Source organism: Candidatus Kosakonia sp. 282A-S69, assembly GCF_029433855.1.
Classification (GTDB): domain Bacteria; phylum Pseudomonadota; class Gammaproteobacteria; order Enterobacterales; family Enterobacteriaceae; genus Kosakonia; species Kosakonia cowanii_A.
The window spans coordinates 357,287-378,090 of sequence record NZ_JAROAU010000001.1 but is presented as its reverse complement, the minus strand read 5'-3'; the positions used below and the strand labels follow the sequence as shown (position 1 = coordinate 378,090).

The 20,804-nt window shown below is 57.7% G+C and carries 20 protein-coding genes; 8 read left to right on the top strand and 12 right to left on the bottom strand.

Annotated elements, in window-relative coordinates:
• The first annotated feature begins 72 nt into the window (after window positions 1-72).
• A complete protein-coding gene (locus PU683_RS01745; protein ID WP_277169821.1) occupies window positions 73-1,365 on the top strand; it encodes an MFS transporter in 1,293 nt (430 codons plus the stop codon).
• Window positions 1,362-2,336 (top strand): glyoxylate/hydroxypyruvate reductase GhrB, encoded by a 975-nt coding sequence (ghrB, locus tag PU683_RS01740; RefSeq protein ID WP_277169820.1) that lies wholly within the window; start codon window positions 1,362-1,364, stop codon window positions 2,334-2,336. Before PU683_RS01745 ends, ghrB begins: the two co-directional genes overlap by 4 nt.
• Before the next feature lie 86 nt (window positions 2,337-2,422).
• Here ghrB and PU683_RS01735 read toward each other — a convergent pair whose 3' ends face one another.
• Together PU683_RS01735 and PU683_RS01730 are read right to left on the bottom strand one after the other, a co-directional pair.
• Window positions 2,423-2,779 carry a hypothetical protein gene (locus PU683_RS01735; protein ID WP_277169819.1) on the bottom strand — a complete coding sequence of 119 codons (357 nt, stop codon included), beginning with the start codon at window positions 2,777-2,779 and terminating at the stop codon, window positions 2,423-2,425.
• Between the two features lie 296 nt (window positions 2,780-3,075).
• Window positions 3,076-3,786, bottom strand: a complete 711-nt coding sequence (locus tag PU683_RS01730; RefSeq protein WP_042718608.1) for a DUF3053 domain-containing protein — start codon at window positions 3,784-3,786, stop codon at window positions 3,076-3,078.
• A gap of 391 nt (window positions 3,787-4,177) precedes the next feature.
• Between PU683_RS01730 and PU683_RS01725 the strand changes: the two genes are divergently transcribed.
• Window positions 4,178-4,471, top strand: a complete 294-nt coding sequence (locus tag PU683_RS01725; RefSeq protein WP_042718609.1) for an HTH-type transcriptional regulator — start codon at window positions 4,178-4,180, stop codon at window positions 4,469-4,471.
• 51 nt (window positions 4,472-4,522) lie between these two features.
• Here PU683_RS01725 and PU683_RS01720 read toward each other — a convergent pair whose 3' ends face one another.
• The 3 genes from PU683_RS01720 to PU683_RS01710 all read right to left on the bottom strand — a co-directional run bounded on the left by PU683_RS01720 (window position 4,523) and on the right by PU683_RS01710 (window position 7,866).
• Window positions 4,523-5,110, bottom strand: a complete 588-nt coding sequence (locus PU683_RS01720) for a hypothetical protein (RefSeq protein WP_277169818.1) — start codon at window positions 5,108-5,110, stop codon at window positions 4,523-4,525.
• Window positions 5,110-6,072: an Ssp4 family T6SS effector gene (gene ssp4, locus PU683_RS01715; RefSeq protein ID WP_277170469.1), complete on the bottom strand. Its 963-nt coding sequence runs from the start codon at window positions 6,070-6,072 to the stop codon at window positions 5,110-5,112. The genes PU683_RS01720 and ssp4 overlap by 1 nt, the downstream gene beginning before the upstream one ends.
• A 174-nt stretch (window positions 6,073-6,246) precedes the next feature.
• On the bottom strand, window positions 6,247-7,866 hold the full coding sequence (locus PU683_RS01710; RefSeq protein ID WP_277169817.1) for an ABC-F family ATP-binding cassette domain-containing protein: 1,620 nt from the start codon (window positions 7,864-7,866) through the stop codon (window positions 6,247-6,249).
• Between the two features lie 419 nt (window positions 7,867-8,285).
• On the opposite strand from PU683_RS01710, the gene PU683_RS01705 reads away from it, so the two are divergent.
• The 3 genes from PU683_RS01705 to PU683_RS01695 are packed head-to-tail and all read left to right on the top strand — an operon-like array spanning window position 8,286 to window position 10,257.
• Complete coding sequence (locus PU683_RS01705) at window positions 8,286-8,657, top strand: response regulator (protein ID WP_277169816.1); 372 nt, start codon at window positions 8,286-8,288, stop codon at window positions 8,655-8,657.
• On the top strand, window positions 8,654-9,295 hold the full coding sequence (locus PU683_RS01700; protein WP_277169815.1) for a chemotaxis protein CheC: 642 nt from the start codon (window positions 8,654-8,656) through the stop codon (window positions 9,293-9,295). The genes PU683_RS01705 and PU683_RS01700 overlap by 4 nt, the downstream gene beginning before the upstream one ends.
• A 2-nt stretch (window positions 9,296-9,297) precedes the next feature.
• The gene (locus tag PU683_RS01695) at window positions 9,298-10,257 is read left to right on the top strand and encodes a sensor domain-containing diguanylate cyclase (protein ID WP_277169814.1); all 960 of its coding nucleotides are present in this window, start codon (window positions 9,298-9,300) and stop codon (window positions 10,255-10,257) included.
• Window positions 10,258-10,424: 167 nt separating this feature from the next.
• On the opposite strand, the gene glyS is transcribed toward PU683_RS01695, so the two are convergent.
• The 3 genes from glyS to PU683_RS01680 all read right to left on the bottom strand — a co-directional run bounded on the left by glyS (window position 10,425) and on the right by PU683_RS01680 (window position 13,850).
• Window positions 10,425-12,494 (bottom strand): glycine--tRNA ligase subunit beta, encoded by a 2,070-nt coding sequence (gene glyS, locus PU683_RS01690; protein WP_277169813.1) that lies wholly within the window; start codon window positions 12,492-12,494, stop codon window positions 10,425-10,427.
• 9 nt (window positions 12,495-12,503) lie between these two features.
• Window positions 12,504-13,415, bottom strand: coding sequence for a glycine--tRNA ligase subunit alpha (gene glyQ / locus PU683_RS01685; RefSeq protein ID WP_042718627.1), 912 nt, complete (start codon window positions 13,413-13,415; stop codon window positions 12,504-12,506).
• Window positions 13,416-13,550: 135 nt separating this feature from the next.
• On the bottom strand, window positions 13,551-13,850 hold the full coding sequence (locus PU683_RS01680) for a YsaB family lipoprotein (RefSeq protein ID WP_277169812.1): 300 nt from the start codon (window positions 13,848-13,850) through the stop codon (window positions 13,551-13,553).
• A 171-nt stretch (window positions 13,851-14,021) separates the two neighbouring features.
• Here PU683_RS01680 and PU683_RS01675 point away from each other — a divergent pair, with 171 nt between their 5' ends.
• Window positions 14,022-15,017: an acyltransferase gene (locus PU683_RS01675; RefSeq protein ID WP_277169811.1), complete on the top strand. Its 996-nt coding sequence runs from the start codon at window positions 14,022-14,024 to the stop codon at window positions 15,015-15,017.
• On the opposite strand, the gene PU683_RS01670 is transcribed toward PU683_RS01675, so the two are convergent.
• From PU683_RS01670 to xylA, 4 genes are all read right to left on the bottom strand, one after another.
• Window positions 15,010-15,927, bottom strand: a complete 918-nt coding sequence (locus PU683_RS01670; protein ID WP_277169810.1) for a GlxA family transcriptional regulator — start codon at window positions 15,925-15,927, stop codon at window positions 15,010-15,012. The genes PU683_RS01675 and PU683_RS01670 overlap by 8 nt on opposite strands.
• 3 nt (window positions 15,928-15,930) lie before the next feature.
• Window positions 15,931-16,464, bottom strand: coding sequence for an isochorismatase family protein (locus PU683_RS01665; protein ID WP_277169809.1), 534 nt, complete (start codon window positions 16,462-16,464; stop codon window positions 15,931-15,933).
• A gap of 122 nt (window positions 16,465-16,586) precedes the next feature.
• Window positions 16,587-18,041: a xylulokinase gene (gene xylB, locus PU683_RS01660; RefSeq protein ID WP_277169808.1), complete on the bottom strand. Its 1,455-nt coding sequence runs from the start codon at window positions 18,039-18,041 to the stop codon at window positions 16,587-16,589.
• A 38-nt stretch (window positions 18,042-18,079) separates the two neighbouring features.
• The gene (gene xylA, locus PU683_RS01655) at window positions 18,080-19,402 is read right to left on the bottom strand and encodes a xylose isomerase (protein ID WP_277169807.1); all 1,323 of its coding nucleotides are present in this window, start codon (window positions 19,400-19,402) and stop codon (window positions 18,080-18,082) included.
• A 349-nt stretch (window positions 19,403-19,751) separates the two neighbouring features.
• Here xylA and xylF point away from each other — a divergent pair, with 349 nt between their 5' ends.
• Window positions 19,752-20,744: a D-xylose ABC transporter substrate-binding protein gene (xylF, locus tag PU683_RS01650; RefSeq protein WP_277169806.1), complete on the top strand. Its 993-nt coding sequence runs from the start codon at window positions 19,752-19,754 to the stop codon at window positions 20,742-20,744.
• Window positions 20,745-20,804 lie beyond the last annotated feature (60 nt).

The following is a 20,804-nucleotide window of genomic DNA, read 5'->3' as shown; positions in this document are numbered from 1 at the left end:
TTTCGTCGATACTCAAACCGCCTGTACCCTACATAACAGGCGGAGAATAACCTCAACCATAGAGGCAACCTTATGAGCAACGCCACCAACTCAGCCAAACGCTGGCTCTATATCATGCCGATTGTATTTATCACCTACAGTCTGGCCTACCTCGATCGCGCGAACTTCAGTTTCGCTTCTGCGGCCGGGATTAATGAAGATCTTGGCATTACCAAAGGTATCTCTTCGCTGCTGGGTGCGCTCTTTTTCCTCGGCTACTTCTTCTTCCAAATCCCCGGCGCGGTCTACGCCGAACGGCGCAGCGTGCGCAAACTGATCTTTATCTGCCTGATTTTGTGGGGTGCCTGCGCATCGCTGACCGGCGTGGTGAGCAATATCCCGATGCTGGCCGCCATCCGCTTTATCCTTGGCGTGGTGGAAGCGGCAGTGATGCCAGCAATGCTGATTTACATCAGTAACTGGTTTACCAAATCAGAGCGCTCGCGGGCGAACACCTTTTTAATCCTCGGCAACCCGGTCACGGTGCTGTGGATGTCGGTGGTCTCCGGCTACCTGATCCAGTCTTTCGGCTGGCGCGAGATGTTTATCATCGAAGGCGTGCCGGCAGTGATCTGGGCCTTCTGCTGGTGGGTGCTGGTAAAAGATAAACCGAGCCAGGCGAAGTGGCTGAGCGAAGATGAGAAGCGCGCTCTGCAAACGCAGCTTGATAAAGAGCAGCAGGGCATTAAAGCCGTTCGCAACTACAGCGAAGCCTTCCGCTCGCGCAATGTGGTGCTGCTCTGCCTGCAATATTTTGCCTGGAGCATCGGCGTGTATGGCTTTGTGCTGTGGCTGCCGTCAATTATCCGCAGCGGCGGCGACAACCTCGGCATGGTGGAAGTGGGCTGGCTCTCTTCCGTCCCCTATCTGGCGGCAACCATTGCGATGATCCTCGCCTCCTGGGCCTCCGATAAGCTGCAAAACCGTAAACTCTTTGTCTGGCCGCTGCTGCTGATTGGTGCATTCGCCTTTATCGGCTCGTGGGCGGTAGGCGCGAACCACTTCTGGATCTCCTACACCCTGCTGGTGATTGCCGGGGCGGCGATGTACGCACCGTACGGCCCCTTCTTTGCGATTATCCCGGAGATGCTGCCGCGCAACGTTGCGGGCGGCGCCATGGCACTGATCAACAGCATGGGCGCGCTCGGCTCGTTCTGCGGCTCGTGGTTTGTCGGCTACCTCAACGGCGCGACCGGCAGCCCGTCCGCCTCGTACATCTTTATGGGGGTGGCACTTTTCGCCTCTGTATGGCTTACTTTAATTGTTAAGCCTGCTAACAATAAGCAGATTCCGGCAGGCGCACCGTCACAAGGGAGAACCGCATGAAGCCATCTGTCATCCTGTACAAAGCCTTGCCCGATGATCTGCTCGCACGACTGGAGACGCACTTTACCGTCACACAGATTGCTAACCTGAAAGCAGAAACGGTGCAGCAACACGCCGAGGCGTTTGCTAATGCACAGGGGCTGTTAGGCTCCAGCCAGACGGTGGACAGCGCACTGCTGGAGAAGATGCCGCAGTTGCGTGCCGCCTCGACCGTTTCGGTAGGCTATGACAATTTTGATGTGGATGCGCTGAACGCGCGCAAGATTGCCCTGATGCACACCCCGACCGTGCTGACCGAAACCGTGGCCGATACCATTATGGCGCTGGTGCTGAGCAGCGCCCGCCGGGTGGTGGATGTGGCTGAACGCGTTAAAGCGGGCGAATGGACTAAAAGCATCGGGCCGGACTGGTTCGGCATCGATGTACACCATAAAACGATGGGCATTGTGGGTATGGGACGCATTGGCCTGGCGCTGGCGCAGCGCGCGCACTGCGGCTTCGGCATGCCGATCCTTTACCACGCCCGCCGCCAGCACACGGAAGCGGAAGAGCGCTTTCAGGCGCGCCACTGCGATCTGGACACGGTGTTGCAGGAGTCCGATTTTGTCTGCGTCGTGCTGCCGCTCACTGAAGAGACGCAGCATCTGATCGGCAAAGCGCAGTTCGCGATGATGAAAAAATCCGCCATCTTTATTAATGCCGGGCGCGGCCCGGTGGTGGATGAAGCGGCGCTGATTGAGGCGCTGCAAAACGGCGAAATAGACGCCGCCGGGCTGGATGTGTTTGAGCAGGAGCCGCTGCCGACAGATTCACCGCTGCTGTCGCTGCCCAACGTGGTGGCGCTACCGCATATCGGCTCTGCGACCCACGAGACGCGCTACAACATGGCGGCCTGCGCGGTCGATAACCTGATTAATGCGCTGAATGGCAAAGTGGAGCAGAACTGCGTTAACCCGCAGGTCGTCCGCTAAGATCACTTCAGCAATAAAAAAGAGGCGATCATATCGCCTCTTTTTTTATCCCTGCATCCGCTTACTGCTGGGTTGCGAGCAACAGCTTAAGGTAACTCGACGTGGTGCTGCCCTTCAGGATCGACAATGTACTCAACGGCGGTTTTTTTGGGCTGAAGACTGTATTTTACGACGACCGATGCGCCATTTTTTATCAGCTTCGCTTGCGATACGGGTATCACGCCCGCGGCTTTCAATACCGTTTTTTTCCCGCCGATATTGCTCTCCAGCGTGAACTCGTAGAAGTAGTCAAAGTTACGCATGACGTTTAACTGTTTCCAGTCAATGATGGATGCAGCAGTCACTTCGCCTTGCCATTTATCTTTGGTATTCCATTGTCTAATTAGCGTGTTCTCTTCTTTATTAACTTTAACTCCTTTAAGTGAAGAAACGACTATTACCACAACAAGTATCCATGGAATGAAATGTAAATATTTGGTTATTTCCACTGATAAATGACCCCTACGTTGAAATCTAATCGCGTTCATGGGTAAAGGTGATGGGCTGGCTCAGCGATTTACACGACTTGTTTGCGAAGATTTACTGAGACAGGTAAGTGTTGAGGAAAAAGCGCTGATAGGGCTTCCGCTCCTGGCTGAAGGGGAGCGGAACGACCATCAACAGGCCGTTCCTTTCAGGCGCGGATGTAGCAGGTGTCGCGCCAGCCACTGGCGACCGCGCTTCACCGCAACTTTATTACTTATTTCATTCCTGAGACGGTTGCCGTCCAGGCCTGGGTAAACGCCTGATGCTGCGCCGCCAGCGGCCCTATCAGCGCGTTATACTGGCTGGCCTGCTCGGAGGTCGGGAACTGAATGCCGTTCGCCGTGAAGCTCACCTGCGTGCCCTGCTGCGCGATAAAGTCGCCCACCTGAACCAGCTGCTGGGTGAAGACCTGCGCCGCCGGGATCAGCGGTTGCAGCGCGTTAGCCGGGTTGGTCACCACTTTGGTGTAAACCTGGTCATAGACCGGTTTCAGATCGTCTGCCTGCTTGAGCGCGGCATGGGAAGCGTCGGCCTGCATTTTCGCGTTCTGCAGCTGCTGGCTCAGCACGCCGAGAGAGCCGTTGGCCTGGCGAAGCGGCTCGCGCTGCGTCATATAATCCTGCGGCACGCGGATGGCGTTAACGCTATCAACGACCGGGCGCAGACCGGAATCCATCGCCTGGTTCACCTGCTGGGAATAGCCATAGATAACCGCATAATCAGAGACAAACGGGCCGAACTGTTTTTTCTGATCCGCCGTCAGCGCCGGCAGACGTTCGCTGCTGCGCATTGCCGTATTCTGCAGGAAATCGATAAACGCTTTACGTTGATCGCCTTCTTTATCAAAACACCCACTCAGGCTTACTACCATCAATAGCGCCGCAAGAGACGCAAACCAGCGAGAGCAGGACTGTCCTGTCGCCATTTTATTACTCCTTTTACCCATAAAACCGCTTCTCGGCACACGCGTGCCCAACGGCCTACAAGGATAGTCCAGGTCAGCCTCGCAAGATACCCCTTCATTACACACAAAAACGCGCGGATCCGTTTTGGCACGATATTTTCCGTGATCCCGGTCGGATTATTCTTAATCCAAATTTTTGCTGACGATTTACAAATTTATACCGAGCAAAATCGCTCTCTTATTAATCAATCAATTAAGAAAAATTTAAGCGGCAGAAGGTACATTTTTGAGCGCATATATCCCGCTTACAACGCAAATAATCACTGGCGAAATCATACGCCAGGTTTTTTCCCGACTATTCTTATCAGGCTGTATCACGATATCCGCTGTGTGATTTTATGAGGAGTGCTCAATGGAGTACAAAGACCCGATGTTTGAACTGATGAGCAGTCTCGAACAGATCGTATTTAAGAAAGATGTTGCGCAGACGGGAACCCTGAGCAAGAAGCCGAATTCCTTTAGTGACTTTGAACAATTGCGACGTGGGACCGGTCTGAAGATTGATGACTTCGCTCGTGCGATGGGAGTCTCGGTCTCAATGGTGCATGAGTGGGAATCACAACGTATAACACCCACCGCCACCGAGATGAAACTGATGCGCCTGATTCATTCGAATCCGATGCTCAGCAAGCAGCTTATTGACTAAGCTGCAACGGTCAGAGCCCCCGCCACGCCGGGGGTTTATGTTTTCCCCGCCTTAACGAGACTTCAGCCGCAAATCCCTCGCCACTCTTGTCAGACGCGCTGTCCGACAGTAAAGCGCAAACAGCACAAACCCTTCACCATTCAGCAACCACCGACACCCAGCTAACGCCGCCAGCGCAATCAGCAACGGTATCGCCGCGCCGCCGCCCGTCAGCAGATTCATCACTAACTGGACGACGGTCACCAGCAGCAAGCCGCTGAAGAGATACGCGAAACCGGCAAGCCCGGCGCTAAAGCCGCGCGCCAGCATAAACATGCTGCTGAGGGTTGTCGCCAGCACCACCAGCGCAGGCGCAAAAAAGGCGAGCGCGTGCAGCGGCGGCGTCAACCCTGGCAAGATGCGCAGCAGAGTCAGCAGATTGAGCGCAAACGCCACCAGCAGCAGCAGGATGACAAACGCCAGCGGGAAACCGTTCTGGCGCGGCTGCTCGGCGGCGGTTTTGTCAAAGTGGCGCTCCAGCTCGGGCGTGGAGCGCGACAGGACGCGTTCATCTCTGCGCGCTATCAGCGGCTCGATTTCACGCCCGTGCTGCCATAAATCGTAGAACACCGATCCCGTCAGCCAGCTCAACAACGACATCAGATCACCGCCAGCGACTGAATGGTGCCGACGATATAGCGCCCGGTGCGTGGCACGTTACCCGGTGCGGCAATCACGCCACTCACCGCGCTGCCTGCCAGTGCCGCCGCGCTGGTTACCACCTGGCCCAGCTGGCGGGTCAGCTCAACCTGTACCGGCTCGACCGGGAAGCGTTTCGGATAGAGACCGGCGCGGATGGCGGCTTTGATGCCTTTATTACTGATGCCGGGGTTCTGCGCGCGGATAATCAGCTCCGTCAGGCGGGCGCGATCCTGGCGCGGATACTCTTTCAGCCACTGCGTTGCTTTCAGCGAAGAAACCGACTTCATCGCTTTCCAGGTCGCCAGTGCCTCTTTCAGCGCGCCACCGGCGCTCGCCAGAGAGATAAGATCCAGCGAGGTTGAGGTGGCAACATACCACTCCTGCGAATCGAGCCAGGCGACATTTTCACCGCCGTTCTCCACCAGATCGTACACGCGGTAGATGCCGTTAAGGCACTGCAAACCGGTCGCCGCCGTGCCCGCGTAGCCAATCGCCACCAGGACGGTGCTGCCGCCAGCGGTGAGCGGTGTTGCGACGGTGCCGGCGGCCATCACGCCCGCGGTGATGAGCATCGCGCCGCAGGAGAGCACCGTTGAGGCAATCTCGGTGCCCATTGAGGTTGCGGAGACCGCTTCCGTCAGCGCTTTCCCGTTGCTGGAGTTGGTCGGCTGGGCGGCGGCTTTGGTGACGATAACGTGAGTGACGATGCCGCTCTGCCCGTTGGGGTGGCGTTTACTCGGACGCACAAGATAACGCTCGGGACCATCGGCATAGATGATGCCAGCCTCGGCAAATTCACGGGTACAATCCATGGCGGCGCCGAGGGCTTTAAAATCAAAATCACTCGCTCCTGCACCGGTCATACGGGCAAATTCATACCCCGGCAGATTTCGTTCGGGGTTCATTCCTGGCAGATTCATCATCGTTTCCTTGTGGCGGTGGCGTAGCAGAAGCTGTCCAACCGGGGCTGAGCAGCGTGAGCATATCTATCGCTTTCACTTATGTTACTTCTCATTAACAGCAGGCAACCGTATCGCGTTTATTTTCACCACTCAAGTTTAGAGCAGGATTGACTACGAGAATTGGTTGTCCGCTCACGCTTGCTGCCAGCACCATCCGCTGGCCTGCCACGTCAGGCTGTGCGTCAGCCCAAGCCCGGCAAGGAACGCCTCATCATGCGAGACCACCACCATCGCGCCGGGAAAATCTGCCAGCGCCGCTTCAATCGCGCGGGTGGAGGCAAGATCGAGGTGGTTGGTCGGCTCATCGAGCAGTAACAGCTGCGTGGCATCCCGCTGCCACAGCACGCAGGCAAGCGCCGCCTTCAACCGCTCGCCGCCGCTCAGAGCCGCCAGCGGCAACATCACCTTCTCCGCGCCCAGCTGTAACTGCGCCAGGCGGCTGCGCAGCACCCCCTCCTCCAGCAGTGAGTCGGCCCGCTGAAGGTGCTCAAGTACTGATAACGAGAGATCGAACCGGGAGAGATGCTGATCCAGCCAGGCGCAGGCAACCGAGCGGTGACACTCGCCTGCCAGCGGCAATAGCTCACCGAGGATCACCTTTAACAGCGTCGATTTGCCGCAGCCATTTGGCCCACGGATGGCAACGCGCAACGGGCCGTCGATGCGCATGCTCAGAGGAGGAAGCGCGACGTGCGGCAGCACCACCTCGTCGAGCACCAGCACCTGTTTGCCCGGCGGCACCTGGCTGCCGGGCAGCGTAAACAGCACCGGCATCTCCTCTTCGACCCGCTCACGCGCCTGGTTAACCGCAGCGTTAAGTGCCTCGTTTTGCTGCTGATGCTGCTTGCGCCAGCTCGCCGGGCGCTCTTTGGCGAGGTTTTTATATTTCACCCGCTCAAAGGAGGCGATGTTGAGCGTGTCGACGGTGCGCAGCGTCTTCGCCGAACGCCGCAGGCTGGCGTCATGCTCCTTCTGCATTCGGCTGCGCGCGCGCCGACGCTCGATGGCGGCATGATCCAGCATCGCGCGGGCAGCCTGCTGCTGCGCGTCGCGCTGCTGCGCGTAATCAGCGTAATTGCCACCGTAGCTGCGAAGCCCGGCGGGCGTCAGTTCAACAATGCGCGACATCTCACCGAGCAACTGCCGGTCGTGAGTGGCGATCAGGGCACCGCCTTTATGCTGCCGGAGCAGGTCGCTAAACCACGCGCGCCCTTCGCCATCGAGATGATTAGTCGGTTCGTCCAGTAACAGGTAGTCCGCGCCGGTCATAAACGCGCCGCAGAGTAAGGCCCGAACGCGTTCGCCGCCGCTTAAAGCCGCAGCCGGTTTGTCCGGCGCGAACGGCGGCAGGTTGGCCTGCGAAAAGGCGGCCGCAAGCCGCTCAGGCAGATCCCACTGACCGTCGAGTAGTTCAAGGTCAGCGGGCTGATAGCCCCCCTGCAACACGCGATCCAGCGCGGCAAAGATCTCGCCATAGCCCAGCAGTTGCGCCAGGGTGGTCTGCGCAGAGAGGGTGTGTTGCTGCGCGACATACGCCCAGCGCACCGCGGATTCGATATGCCCGAACGCGGGCTGACTGTGCCCGGCAAGCAGGCGTAGAAGTTGGGTTTTGCCGACGCCGTTACGCCCCACCAGCCCGCATAGCGAGCCGTCGAGGGTGAAATTGAGCGGGCCAAAAAGGGTCTCGCCCGTCGCAAACTGACAGGTGACCTGATGCAAAATAAAGGCGGGTGACTGCGCACAATGAGCCATAAGCACTCCTGAATGAGATCGTTAACGGCCTTGCCAACGCGCGGGCGTGTAACAAGGTGCGGATTCATCAGTCGTGTTTGTTCATTTTCCGGGTGCGCTCCAGTGAGACGAGGAGTTCGTCGCGACAAAGAATAGCCAGAGAGACAGGCCAGGTTCAAGGTCAAATTTTCATCTTTATCACGCAGCGCGCAAAATTGAGGGCTAATTGTTTGCGCAATATTGCCGATGAATAAGGTGACTTAACTGAAAGTAGCAGGCCATGCGTGCAATCCAGGATCGCCATTTCAGAAAGGAGACGATAAAACCGCGCGTTAAACCAAACGCATAACGGTGGCATATCGTTCAGCACTGCTCAGGGAAGAGATCCGGAAGTGAAGCATTGTTCTGGTTTCAGGCCCTGAATCCTAAAATGAGAATGAATGATGTCCAGATATATTCTGATTGTCGATGACAGCCGCCTGTCACGCATGATTTCCCGCCAGTATGTACTTAATTTGCACAGCGACTGGCGTATTGATGAGGCTGGCACAGGCGAAGAGGCAATTGCCCACGCCGCGGCGAATCCCCCCTATTTAATTCTGCTTGATGTGAATATGCCCGGTATTGGCGGCATTGAAGCAGCGTCACGCCTGCGTCAGACGCACCCGCAGACCCACATCGTGCTGCTCACCGCTAACGTGCAAAACTCGGTTCAGGCTGCCGCCGAAGAGATGGGGCTCGGCTTTCTGCCGAAACCGCTGAAAGAGCCGCAGCTTCACGCCATGTTGAAAAGTCTGGAGAGCCAACCATGACCGAACTGCCCGATATCAGCGAGATCGAAGCGGACAGCCTGATGGAGATTTTCAATATCGGGGTCGGTCACGCGGCGGCGGCGATGAGCAACATCGTCAACGAAGAGGTGCGAATGTCGGTGCCAACGATCCGCTTTACGCCGCGCTCAAAAGCGGCCGACGAGATGGGTGCGGGCGTGTCGCTGTTCGGCATCAGCCAGCATTACGAAGGGGCGTACGCCACCGAAGCGATTCTGATGTTCCCGGAAGCCGCCAGTTTCGAAATTGTGCGCATGATGGTCGGCGATCTGATCCCGGCGCACGAACTGGGAGAGATGGAGCGCGAAGCGATGAGCGAGATTGGCAATATCGTGCTCAACGCCTGTGTCGGCACGCTGGCAAATATGTTCCAGAAAGAGCTCCAGGGATCGCTGCCGGTGGTACGCGTTGGTAGCAGCGAAGAGATCCTCAACCCGGAAAAAGAGAAGAACGATCCGCTGGTGATGATGCTGCGCATCGATTTTGCACTGGAGCGCCAGCAGATCCAGGGCTATCTCGCGTTTATTCTGGATATGTCCGCTCTGTGCGACTTACGCGAGCAGGTTCGGCTTTATATCAGCCGTTTAGAATCCGGTAGTGTTCCCAGCGGAATGCATTAATCATGAAAGATAAGTTGTTATTGGATGCGTTTTCAGCCCTCAGCCTCGGTGTCATCCTTGTGGATGCGCAGTACCGCATCGCGCTGTGGAATGCGTGGTTAGAGACGCATACCGGGCGGGCCGCCAGCGACACCGTTGGCGAAGACTTTTTTACCGTCTTTCCTGACTTAACGTATCACCGCGTTGGTGATGCGATCCGCCAGGCCATTGGTCACAATTTATCTTCCCTGCTTTCGCAATCCCTGCACCGCTCCCCTTTTCCGCTCTATGCAGAACCGGCGCGGCCCACCGCCCGTCTGAGCCAGGCGGTGACCATTGTTCCACTCGGCGATACCGAGCGTTACTGCCTGATTCAGATCGTCGATGTCACCGCGGCGGTACGCCGTGAGTCGCTGCTGCGCGATCAGGCGCATGAGCTGTTGTCACAATCCCTGTCGGATGGCCTGACGGGCGTCGGCAACCGCCGCTATTTTGATCTCTGCATCGAGCGCGAGTGGCGCGCCAGCAAGCGCAATAACAAACCCCTGTCGCTGCTGCTTATCGATGTGGACTATTTCAAGTCCTATAACGATAGCTATGGGCACCAGCGCGGCGATGAGTGCTTACAGCAGATTGCCACAGCGATGCGCGGTGCGCTGAATAACCCGAATGAGATCCTGTTTCGCTACGGCGGCGAGGAGTTTTGCGCCCTGCTGCCAGAAACGCGCTCCGCCGATGCCGTTGAGCTGGCGGAGACGCTGCGCACCAGCGTGCAGCGGCTTGAGCTCCCCCATGCCAGTTCACCGGATGGCTGCGTCAGCGTTAGTATCGGCGTCGCCAGCGTGTGTCAGCAAAACCATACCGAATATGGGCAGCTTATCCAGAGCGCGGATAATGCGCTTTACGAGGCGAAACGCGCCGGGCGCAACGCCGTACGCGTCAGCACCGCCTTTCGTCGATTCACCCATGCGCCACGCCGCTGAGTGGGTGCTGTTGCCGGATGGCGCTTCGCTTATCCGGCCTACATGGCCGGAGCGATGGCACACAATCGTAGGCCGGATAAGGCGTAGCCGCCATCCGGCAACAAACTGTCTGGCAACACTGGAGCATAAAAAAACCCGCCGTAGCGGGTTTTTTATCAACTGTACGATTACTGCAGCAGCGAGATATCCGCAACCTGCAGGAAGAGTTCGCGCAGTTTCGCCAGCAGCGTCAGGCGGTTGATGCGCACCTCTCTATCTTCGGCGTTCACCATCACGTTCTCAAAGAACTCATCCACCGGCTCGCGCAGCTGCGCCAGCTCGATCAACGCCTCCTGATAACGCCCTTCGGCGAAGAACGGCTGCAGGGTATCGCGCAGAACCACCACGTTGCCCGCCAGCTTAATCTCTGCCGCCTCTTTCAGCACCGCCGCCTGCACGTTCTCATTCAGCGTTTCGTCAGATTTCGCCAGGATGTTGGAGACGCGCTTGTTGGCTGCCGCCAACGCCGCCGCTTCCTCCAGCGTACGGAAGTGGGAAACCGCCTTCATACGCGCGTCGAAGTCTGCCGGTTTAGTCGGACGGCGCGCCAGCACCGCCTGGATGGTATCCACGCTGTAGCCTTCATCCTGATACCAGGCGCGGAAGCGGCCCAGCATAAAGTCGATCACATCGTCGACCACTTTAGCGTTCGTCAGCTTATCGCCGTAGAGACGCACCGCCTCTTCGGTCAGAGTTTGCAGATCCAGCGCCAGGTTCTTCTCAACGATAATACGCAGCACACCCAGCGCGGCACGGCGCAGCGCGAACGGGTCTTTATCCCCTTTCGGATGCTGGCCGATACCGAAGATCCCCGCGAGGGTATCCATCTTATCGGCAATCGCCACGGCGCAGGCCACCGGGTTAGACGGCAGATCGTCACCGGCAAAACGCGGCTGATACTGCTCGTTCAGCGCGACGGCAACATCTTCGGCTTCCCCGTCGTGACGCGCATAGTGCATGCCCATCACGCCCTGGGTGTCGGTAAACTCAAACACCATGTTGGTCATCAGATCGCACTTGGAGAGCAGGCCCGCGCGCGTGGCGTGGTTCACATCTGCGCCAATCTGACCGGCAATCCAGCCCGCCAGCGCCTGAATACGATCGGTCTTGTCGCGCAGCGTGCCGAGCTGCTGCTGGAACAGCACGGTTTGCAGACGCGGCAGGTGGTCTTCCAGGCGTTTTTTACGGTCGGTATTGAAGAAGAATTCGGCATCCGCCAGACGCGGGCGCACCACTTTTTCATTACCGGAGATAATCTGTTGCGGATCTTTCGACTCGATATTGGCGACGAAGATGAAATTTGGCAGCAGTTTGCCGTCGTTGCCATACACCGGGAAGTACTTCTGGTCACCCTTCATGGTGTAGACCAGCGCTTCTGCCGGAACCGCGAGGAACTTCTCTTCGAACTTCGCGGTCAGCACCACTGGCCACTCAACCAGCGACGTCACCTCTTCCAGCAGGCTGTCGCTCAGATCGGCGACACCGCCAATCTTGCGCGCCGCCTCTTCAGCATCCGCTTTGATTTTGGCTTTACGCTCGGCGTAATCCGCCATCACTTTGCCGCGCTCCAGCAGGATTTGCGGGTAGTGATCGGCGTTGTCGATGGTGAACTCCGGCTCGCCCATAAAGCGGTGGCCGCGGATCACGCGATCGGACTGAATGCCAAGGATGGTTGCCGGAACCAGCTGGTCGCCCAGCAGCAGCGTAACAGTGTGAACCGGACGCACGAAGTGCACGTCCGACGCGCCCCAGCGCATCAGTTTCGGGATCGGCAGTTTGCTAAGCGAGGTGGCGATCATGTTCGGCAGCAGCGTTTCGATGCTTTCGCCTTTAACATGGGCGCGGTAGAGCAGCCATTCGCCTTTGTCGGTGGTCAGACGTTCAGCCTGATCGACGGTGATACCGCAGCCGCGCGCCCAGCCTTCAGCCGCTTTGCTCGGTTTGCCTTCCGCGTCAAACGCCTGGGCGATAGCCGGGCCGCGTTTTTCAACTTCGCGATCCGGTTGCGCGGCAGCAAGGTTAGCGACTTTCAGCGCCAGACGGCGCGGCGCGGCGAACCATTTAACCTCGCCGTGGGCAACACCTGCCGCATCCAGCTCCGCGGTAAAGTTAGCAGCGAAGGACTCAGCCAGGCTGCGCAGCGCTTTTGGTGGCAGCTCTTCGGTGCCGATTTCCACCAGGAATGTTTTCTCTGACATGGCCGCCTCTTATTTATTTCTGTTGCACATCGGGAAGCCAAGGGCTTCACGGGAAGCGTAATAGGCTTCAGCGACTGCTTTGGTCAGCGTACGGATGCGCAGAATGTAGCGCTGGCGTTCGGTGACGGAGATGGCTTTACGCGCATCAAGCAGGTTGAAGCTGTGGGCGGCTTTCAGAATGCGTTCGTAAGCCGGCAGCGGCAGCGGGTTTTCCAGCGCCAGCAGCTGCTGAGCCTCTTTCTCATACTGCTCAAAGCAGGTGAAAAGGAAGTCGACATCGGCGTATTCGAAGTTGTAAGTGGACTGCTCCACTTCGTTTTGATGGAACACGTCGCCGTAGGTAGTTTTACCCAGCGGGCCGTCGCTCCAGACCAGATCGTAGACGCTGTCCACGCCCTGAATGTACATCGCCAGACGTTCCAGACCGTAGGTGATCTCACCGGTGATCGGCTTGCACTCCAGGCCGCCAACCTGCTGGAAGTAGGTGAACTGCGTCACTTCCATGCCGTTAAGCCACACTTCCCAACCAAGACCCCAGGCACCCAGCGTCGGGTTCTCCCAGTTATCTTCCACGAAACGGATATCGTGAATGGTCGGGTCCATACCCAGCTCTTTCAGTGACCCGAGATACAGTTCCTGAATGTTGTCCGGAGAGGGTTTAATCACCACCTGGAACTGATAGTAGTGCTGTAAGCGGTTCGGGTTTTCGCCGTAGCGACCATCGGTCGGGCGGCGGGAAGGCTGAACGTAGGCGGTTGCCATCGGCTCCGGGCCCAGCGCGCGCAGGCTGGTCATCGGGTGCGAGGTGCCGGCACCCACTTCCATGTCCAGAGGTTGAACGATGGTGCAGCCCTGACGAGCCCAATAATCCTGTAAGGTCAGGATCAGACCCTGAAAGGTCCTGGTATCAAACTTTTGCATATTATTTCGTGCTGGATACGTGTGGATTTAAAGGAGGCGACCAGTATACCCGCTGACTGCAAGATATACAGTACGAAACGGGGTTGTTTACGGAAAATTGGGAAATAGAGGCGGCATTGGCGCGTATTAGGGGGCTTAACGCATCGAAAGGTGCAAAAACTGCCCTTCGGCGTCAAAAGTGCAGACAAACGCCTCATGGCGTGGCGTAACGCCACGCATCTCGTAACTGCCCTGATACTGCTCGAGGCCGGTCACACTCACTTTTTCCGCCCCGGTGTTGTAGCGGTGCGCGGCGTTTTCCCGGCAGAGCTGCTCCATATCGAGGGAGCGCGTCGGGCCAGGCCGCGCCGTTTGCGCCTTCTGCTCCGGCATTTTCTCGGGTGCGCTGCAGCCCGCCAGCAGCAACATCAGCATGGGCAGAGTAAACTTCATCATTTTCTTACGCATTTCCTTGCGGGCTGATAGGGTAAACGACCAAAACCGCCATTGTGCAGCACTGCGCTAAGTGCACAACCACACGTGGGAAAACTCAGAATTATCCAAAGAGATACGCAGGTAAATTACCAGTCTCAGGATATTTGTCGACAATAAGAAACAGAGGAACTGATGCCGTCAAAAATTCACTGGATTGATAATTTACGCGGGATAGCCTGTTTAATGGTGGTTATGATCCACACCACCACCTGGTACATTACCAATCCGGCCACTGTGACCAGCTTCGACTGGAATATTGCCAACCTGCTCAACTCCGCCTCGCGCGTCAGCGTTCCCCTCTTTTTTATGATTTCAGGCTACCTCTTTTATGGCGAACGCAGCGCCCAGCCGCGCCACTTTGCGCGCATCGCCCTCTGCCTGCTGTTTTATAGCGCGATCGCCCTGCTCTACATCGTGCTGTTTACCTCGATTAACAGCGACCTGTCGCTGAAGAACGTGCTGCAAAAGCCGATTTTTTATCACCTGTGGTTCTTCTTCGCCGTCATCGTTATCTACCTGCTGTCGCCCTTAATTCAGGTCAAAGCCCTGAGCGGCAAGATGCTGCTGGCGCTGATGGTGGTGATTGGCGTCGTCGCCAACCCTAATCTGGTGACGCTAAAAAGCGACGGCGTGGAGTGGCTACCGATCAATCTTTATATCAATGGCGACACCTTTTACTACGTGCTCTACGCCATCCTTGGGCGCGCCATCGGCATGATGGAGACGCAAAAACGGGCGCTGAACTGGCTGAGCGCCGCGGTGGTGGTGCTGGCGGTGGTGGCGATTTCACGCGGGACGCTGCATGAGCTGAGATGGCGCGGCAACTTCGCCGATACCTGGTATCTCTACTGCGGCCCGATGGTCTTTCTCTGCGCCATCGCGCTCTTTACGCTGGTAAAAAACACCCTCAATAGCCGCACGCTGCCGGGGCTGGCGCTGATTTCGCGCCACTCGCTGGGCATTTACGGTTTTCACGCGCTGATTATTCATGCGCTGCGCACGCGCGGAGTAGAGGTGCAAAGCTGGCCGCTGCTCGACATTCTGTGGGTTTTCAGCGCGGCGCTGGCGGCAAGCCTGGCGCTCTCGATGCTGGTTCAGCGCATCGACCACCGGCGGTTTGTCAGCTAGCGATTCGTGCCCGCGCCCGGTGCAATTGACGCGGGGAGGAGAAACCGGCGGCCAGCGCCGCCTGCTCTGCGCCCAGCCCCTGCAAAAGCGCCTGCTCGGCGATCACCAGCCGCAGCTGCTCCAGATAGTCGCGCACGCTGATCCCAAGATGCTGCTGAAATAGACGGGTGAGATGCCGCGCACTGACGTGTGCCTGGGCGGCAATCTCCACCAGCTGCCAGGCTTTTTGCGGCTCGGCGGTTAGCGCATCCTGCGCGCGGTGCACCGCCGGATGGAGATGATTGCGATAGCGCAGCCACGGTGAAAGCTGCGGATCGTCGCCGGAGCGGCGAAACCAGACCACCATTTCACGCGCTACCGCCAGCGCGCGCGCCGGCCCGCATAAGCGGTTGATAATGTGCAGGGCGAGATCGATGCCTGACGTGATGCCCGCACTGGTCCAGATGCCACGATCCTCAATAAAAATCCGGTTCTCTTTCACCAGCGCCGCCGGTTCGAGCGCCTGCAAGCGGGCAATCACATGGTGATGGGTCGTACACTGCACCCCTTTTAGCAGCCCGGCTTTCGCCGCCAGCATCGCCCCGGAACAGACGCACATTAGCGTAATCGCCCGTCGGTGCAGCAGCGGTTGCAGACACATCAGCCAGTTGCGCACCTGGGTTGCCTGCGGCGTGTCGAATAAGCGCGACGAATCGCTGACGCCGGGCAGTACCAGCAGGCTCCCCTCTGGCAATGACTCCGGCAGCGGCGCGATGTTGCCCATCGTCAAGCCAAGGGAAGTCGCCACCTCCGCTTCAGGGCCGATGTAGTGCAGGCGAAAGGTCTCCTGCGCCTGCGCAAAGGTCTCTGCCGGACCGGCCATATCCAGCGCCAGCACGCCGGGCAGCATCACAAACCAGACATCACACATTTATTATTCCAGCGTCTCCTGGACGGTTTTAATGGCGGCAAAGCGCCCGACCAGCACGGTTTCCGTACGGTGGCGCAGCGTGTGGCTATCGAGCGTCACGCCATTGTGCGTCATCGGGAAGGTGAGCGTTGCTTCGCTGACAAAGGTCACGCGATAGCCCAGATCCGATGCCACCCTGGCGGTCGTTTCACAGCACTGCTCCGTACGAATACCACAAATGATCAGATGATTGATATCGCGCTGACGCAACCAGCGATCGAGGCCGGTATCGGTAAAGGCGTTGTGGACATGCTTATGGAAGGTGACATCCGGCTGATGCTGCAAAAACGGCATCGGTTTCACGAAGCCACTCTCCAGCGAGAAGGGGCCGCTGTCGGCGACGTGAAAAATATCCACCAGCGGAATGCCGCGCGCCTGGCACCCGGCAATCAGCGTCAGCATCGCCTGCTGGAAGGCGGGAAAGTCGTTATCCTGCCAGAAGTCACGGTGGAAAAAGGATTGCTGGGTGTCGATGTTAATCAGGGCGGTACGGGTCATTTCAGGACTCCTTGCTCAGTGGGGTTAACGCTATTCTGGCAAGGCTTTACGCTGCTGCTAAGACCAAAAAAGGACAACATCAGGGTGATTACGGCCCACCGTTTGTCAGCGGGCCGCAAAGGTTATGACATCAGCGGCAACAGTTGCTGATAGATGCGGCGGAAGGTGTCACGCTTCGAGGCATAGTGCACGTGGCGCTCTGCGTCCGGGTGATGCTGCTGCTCCACCGGCAGCTGCGGCAGCAGCGTTGCCAGCGGTACGTCGGGATTCACGGCGATTTGCGCCAGCCGCGCCGCGCCGAGCGCCGGGCCAACATCCCCGCCGGTGCGGTAATCAAGCTGCAAGCCGCTGATATCCGCCAGCATCTGCCGCCACCAGGCACTGCGCGCGCCGCCGCCGATAAGGGTGATGCTTTGCGGCGTCACGCCGCAGGCGTGCACCACATCCATACCGTCTGCCAGCGCATATCCCACCCCTTCCAGCACCGCGCGCGCCAACTCGGCCGGGCCGTGTTGATGGGTCAGCCCAAAGAAGACGCCTTTTGCCTGTGGGTTGTTGTGCGGCGTGCGCTCGCCCGAGAGGTAAGGCAAAAACCAGATATCGCCCGCGTTCTCGTCCGCCTGCTGCGCGGCTTTAATCAGCGCCTGCACCGACGCCATGCCGGTCAGTTTGGCCGCCCAGTCCAGACAGGAGGCCGCGCTCAGCATCACCGACATCAGGTGCCAGCGCCCTGGCAGCGCATGGCAGAAGCTGTGCACCGCGCTTTCAGGCTTGCTGAGGAACCCTTCGCTGACGGCAAAGTAGACGCCGGATGTGCCGAGGGAGAGCATCGCCTGGCCCGCATCCGCCATGCCGACGCCGACCGCGCCAGCGGCGTTGTCACCACCGCCTGCAACAATCGGCACTACCGGCATCGCCCAGCGCCGGGCAACCTCCGGCAGCAGCTCGCCGGTGATCTCGCTACCTTCAAAAAGCGTGGGCATATGGCTGCGCGACAGTGAGCAGGCGGCGAGCATCTCGTCGCTCCAGTCGCGCTTCGCCACATCGAGCCACATGGTGCCCGCGGCATCAGACATATCGCTGGCAAAGACGCCGGACATCTTCAGCCGCAGGTAATCCTTCGGCAGCAGCACTTTCGCCACCCTGGCGAAGATCTCCGGCTCATGCCGCTGCACCCATAAGAGCTTCGGCGCGGTAAAGCCCGGCATCATCAGGTTACCGGTGATCGCTCGGGCGTTAGCAACCCGCGCCTCCAGCAGCCCGCACTCCTCACCACAGCGACCATCATTCCAGAGGATCGCCGGGCGCAGAACGCGGTTTTCACTATCCAGCAGCGTTGCGCCGTGCATCTGCCCGGCGAGGCCGATGGCCTTCACCTGCTGTAGCGAATGCGCCGCGCCAAGTGCCTGAATGGCGCGATCCGTCGCCTGCCACCAGCTTTCGGGATCCTGCTCCGACCACAGCGGGTGTGGGCGAGAGACGCTGAGTTTTTCCGTCCAGGAGGCCAGCACCTCGCCCTGCTCACCGAGCAGAATCGCCTTCACGCCCGAGGTACCGAGATCGATCCCGATATACATAGTGCTACTCCTTGTTGAGTGTGCCGCGCAGAAGCCGGTTACTTATCGAAGAGATACGCGTTGACCAGGTTCTCCAGTTGCTCCTGATGACCGCTCTGGTGACGCGGTGCCAGGTTCTGCTCTTCAGCGTACTTCGCCAGCTCCGCAAGGCTAAGCTGCCCCTGCAAAATTTGCTGGCCCAGCTCACCATTCCAGCCCGCGTAGCGTTTGGCGACGCGTTTATCCAGCTCGCCCTCTTCCACCATGCGGGCGGCGATTTTCAGCGCCAGTGCCATGGTGTCCATCGCGCCGATATGACCGTAGAAGAGATCGTATTTATCGGTGCTCTGGCGACGAACCTTGGCGTCAAAGTTGAGGCCGCCGGTCGTGAAGCCACCCGCTTTGATAATTTCATACATCACCAGCGCATTCTCTTCGACGCTGTTCGGGAACTGATCGGTATCCCAGCCGAGCTGCGGATCGCCGCGGTTGGCGTCGACAGAGCCAAACAGCCCCAGCGCAATGGCGGTGGCAATTTCATGATGGAAAGAGTGGCCCGCGAGGGTGGCGTGGTTGGCTTCGATATTGAGTTTAATCTCTTTCTCAAGCCCAAACTGTTTAAGGAAACCATAGACGGTCGCGGCGTCATAGTCGTACTGGTGCTTGGTCGGCTCCTGCGGTTTTGGCTCAATCAGCAGCGTGCCGCGGAAACCGATTTTGTGTTTATGCTCAACCACCATGTTCATAAATCGGCCAATCTGCTCGCGCTCCTGGCGCAGGTCGGTATTGAGCAGGGTTTCATACCCTTCACGACCGCCCCACAGCACGTAGTTTTCGCCGCCGAGTTTATGGGTGGCGTTCATCGCGCTCACCACCTGGGTTGCCGCCCAGCTGAAGACTTCCGGGTCCGGGTTAGTGGCCGCGCCCGCACCGTAACGTGGGTTGGTAAAGCAGTTCGCCGTGCCCCACAGCAGCTTAACGCCGCTCTGCTGCTGTTTTTCTCCCAGCACATCAACCATTTCGGCAAAGTTATTGAGGTACTCCTTCAGCGAGGCGCCCTCCGGGGAGACATCGACATCATGGAAGCAGTAATAGGGCACATTGAGCTTATGGAAAAATTCGAAGGCGACATCGGCTTTGCGTTTTGCCAGCGCCATCGCCTCGCCCGGCTGCTGCCAGGGGCGATCGAATGATCCGACGCCAAACATATCCGCGCCGTTCCAGCAGAAGGTGTGCCAGTAGCAGGCGGCGAAACGCAGGTGATCTTCCATGCGTTTCCCGAGCACCAGCTCATCCGGGTTGTAGTGACGAAACGCGAGCGGATTCGTACTCTTTGAACCTTCAAAACGAACCCGATCCAGCTGGTCAAAATAAGCGTGCATAATGAGCTCCATTGGCGAGTGAACATATCTGAGTTAATACTGGATTCTCTCTGCGCCCTGCTCAATTACGTTATTTCACACTGCCATTGAGAGAATACGCAAACGTGCGCTGGCTCGCAAAATAACCGCAAAAGTTGCTGCGAGAAAGTTTCCTGTTTTTTATGCAACGCCAGTTTTATTTTTTTTAAAATAAGATCGGGGTCATAAATCAGCAAATAAACCAAAAAACGTAACCCGCCTATTAAAATCTGTAATTGCCACTATTCCATTCTGCGTTAAGAATTTGCTCGTTCTAAGCAGTGCACGTTTCTTTTATCTCGCACACCACCCTACGAAAGGTATTCCTATTATGAAGATAAAGAATCTCTGCCTTACACTCTGCGCCACTCTGCTGCTCGCCAGCGCATTCGGCCACGCCAAAACGATAAAAATCGGCATGGCGATTGACGATCTCCGTCTTGAACGCTGGCAAAAAGATCGCGACATTTTTGTTAAGAAAGCCGAATCCCTCGGCGCCGATGTCTTTGTCCAGTCGGCGAACGGTAATGAAGAGACCCAGATGTCGCAAATCGAAAATATGATCAACCGCGGTGTCGACGTGCTGGTAATTATTCCCTACAACGGTCAGGTATTAAGTAACGTTGTTAAAGAAGCCAAACAGGAAGGAATTAAAGTTCTGGCCTATGACCGCATGATTAATAATGCAGATATCGATTTCTATATCTCCTTCGACAATGAAAAAGTTGGGGAATTACAGGCGCAAAGCCTGGTCAATAAGGTGCCGCAGGGTAATTACTTCTTAATGGGCGGCTCGCCGGTGGATAATAACGCCAAGCTGTTCCGCGCCGGGCAGATGAAGGTGTTAAAGCCCTATATCGACAGCGGCAAAATTAAAATTGTGGGCGATCAGTGGGTCGACGGCTGGCTGCCGGAAAATGCGCTGAAAATAATGGAGAACGCGCTGACCGCCAACAACAATAAAATCGATGCCGTAGTCGCTTCGAATGATGCCACAGCCGGTGGGGCTATCCAGGCGTTAAGCGCCCAGGGGCTGGCGGGCAAAGTCGCCATCTCCGGTCAGGATGCGGATCTCGCCGGGGTTAAACGCCTGATTAACGGCAGCCAGACGATGACCGTCTATAAACCTATCACCCAGCTTGCCAACACCGCGGCGGAGATCGCCGTCGAGCTTGGCAACGACAAGCAGCCGAAGGCCGATGCCTCACTTAACAATGGCCTGAAAGATGTGCCAGCCCGCCTGCTGACGCCGATTGAGGTCACCAAAGAGAATATTGACGCCACGGTGATCAAAGACGGCTTCCACCAGAAGAATCAGCTCTGAAAACGACAGCGCGCCTGAGTCGAGCATCATGCGCGCTGCCGCACTCGTTTCAGGCGCTGT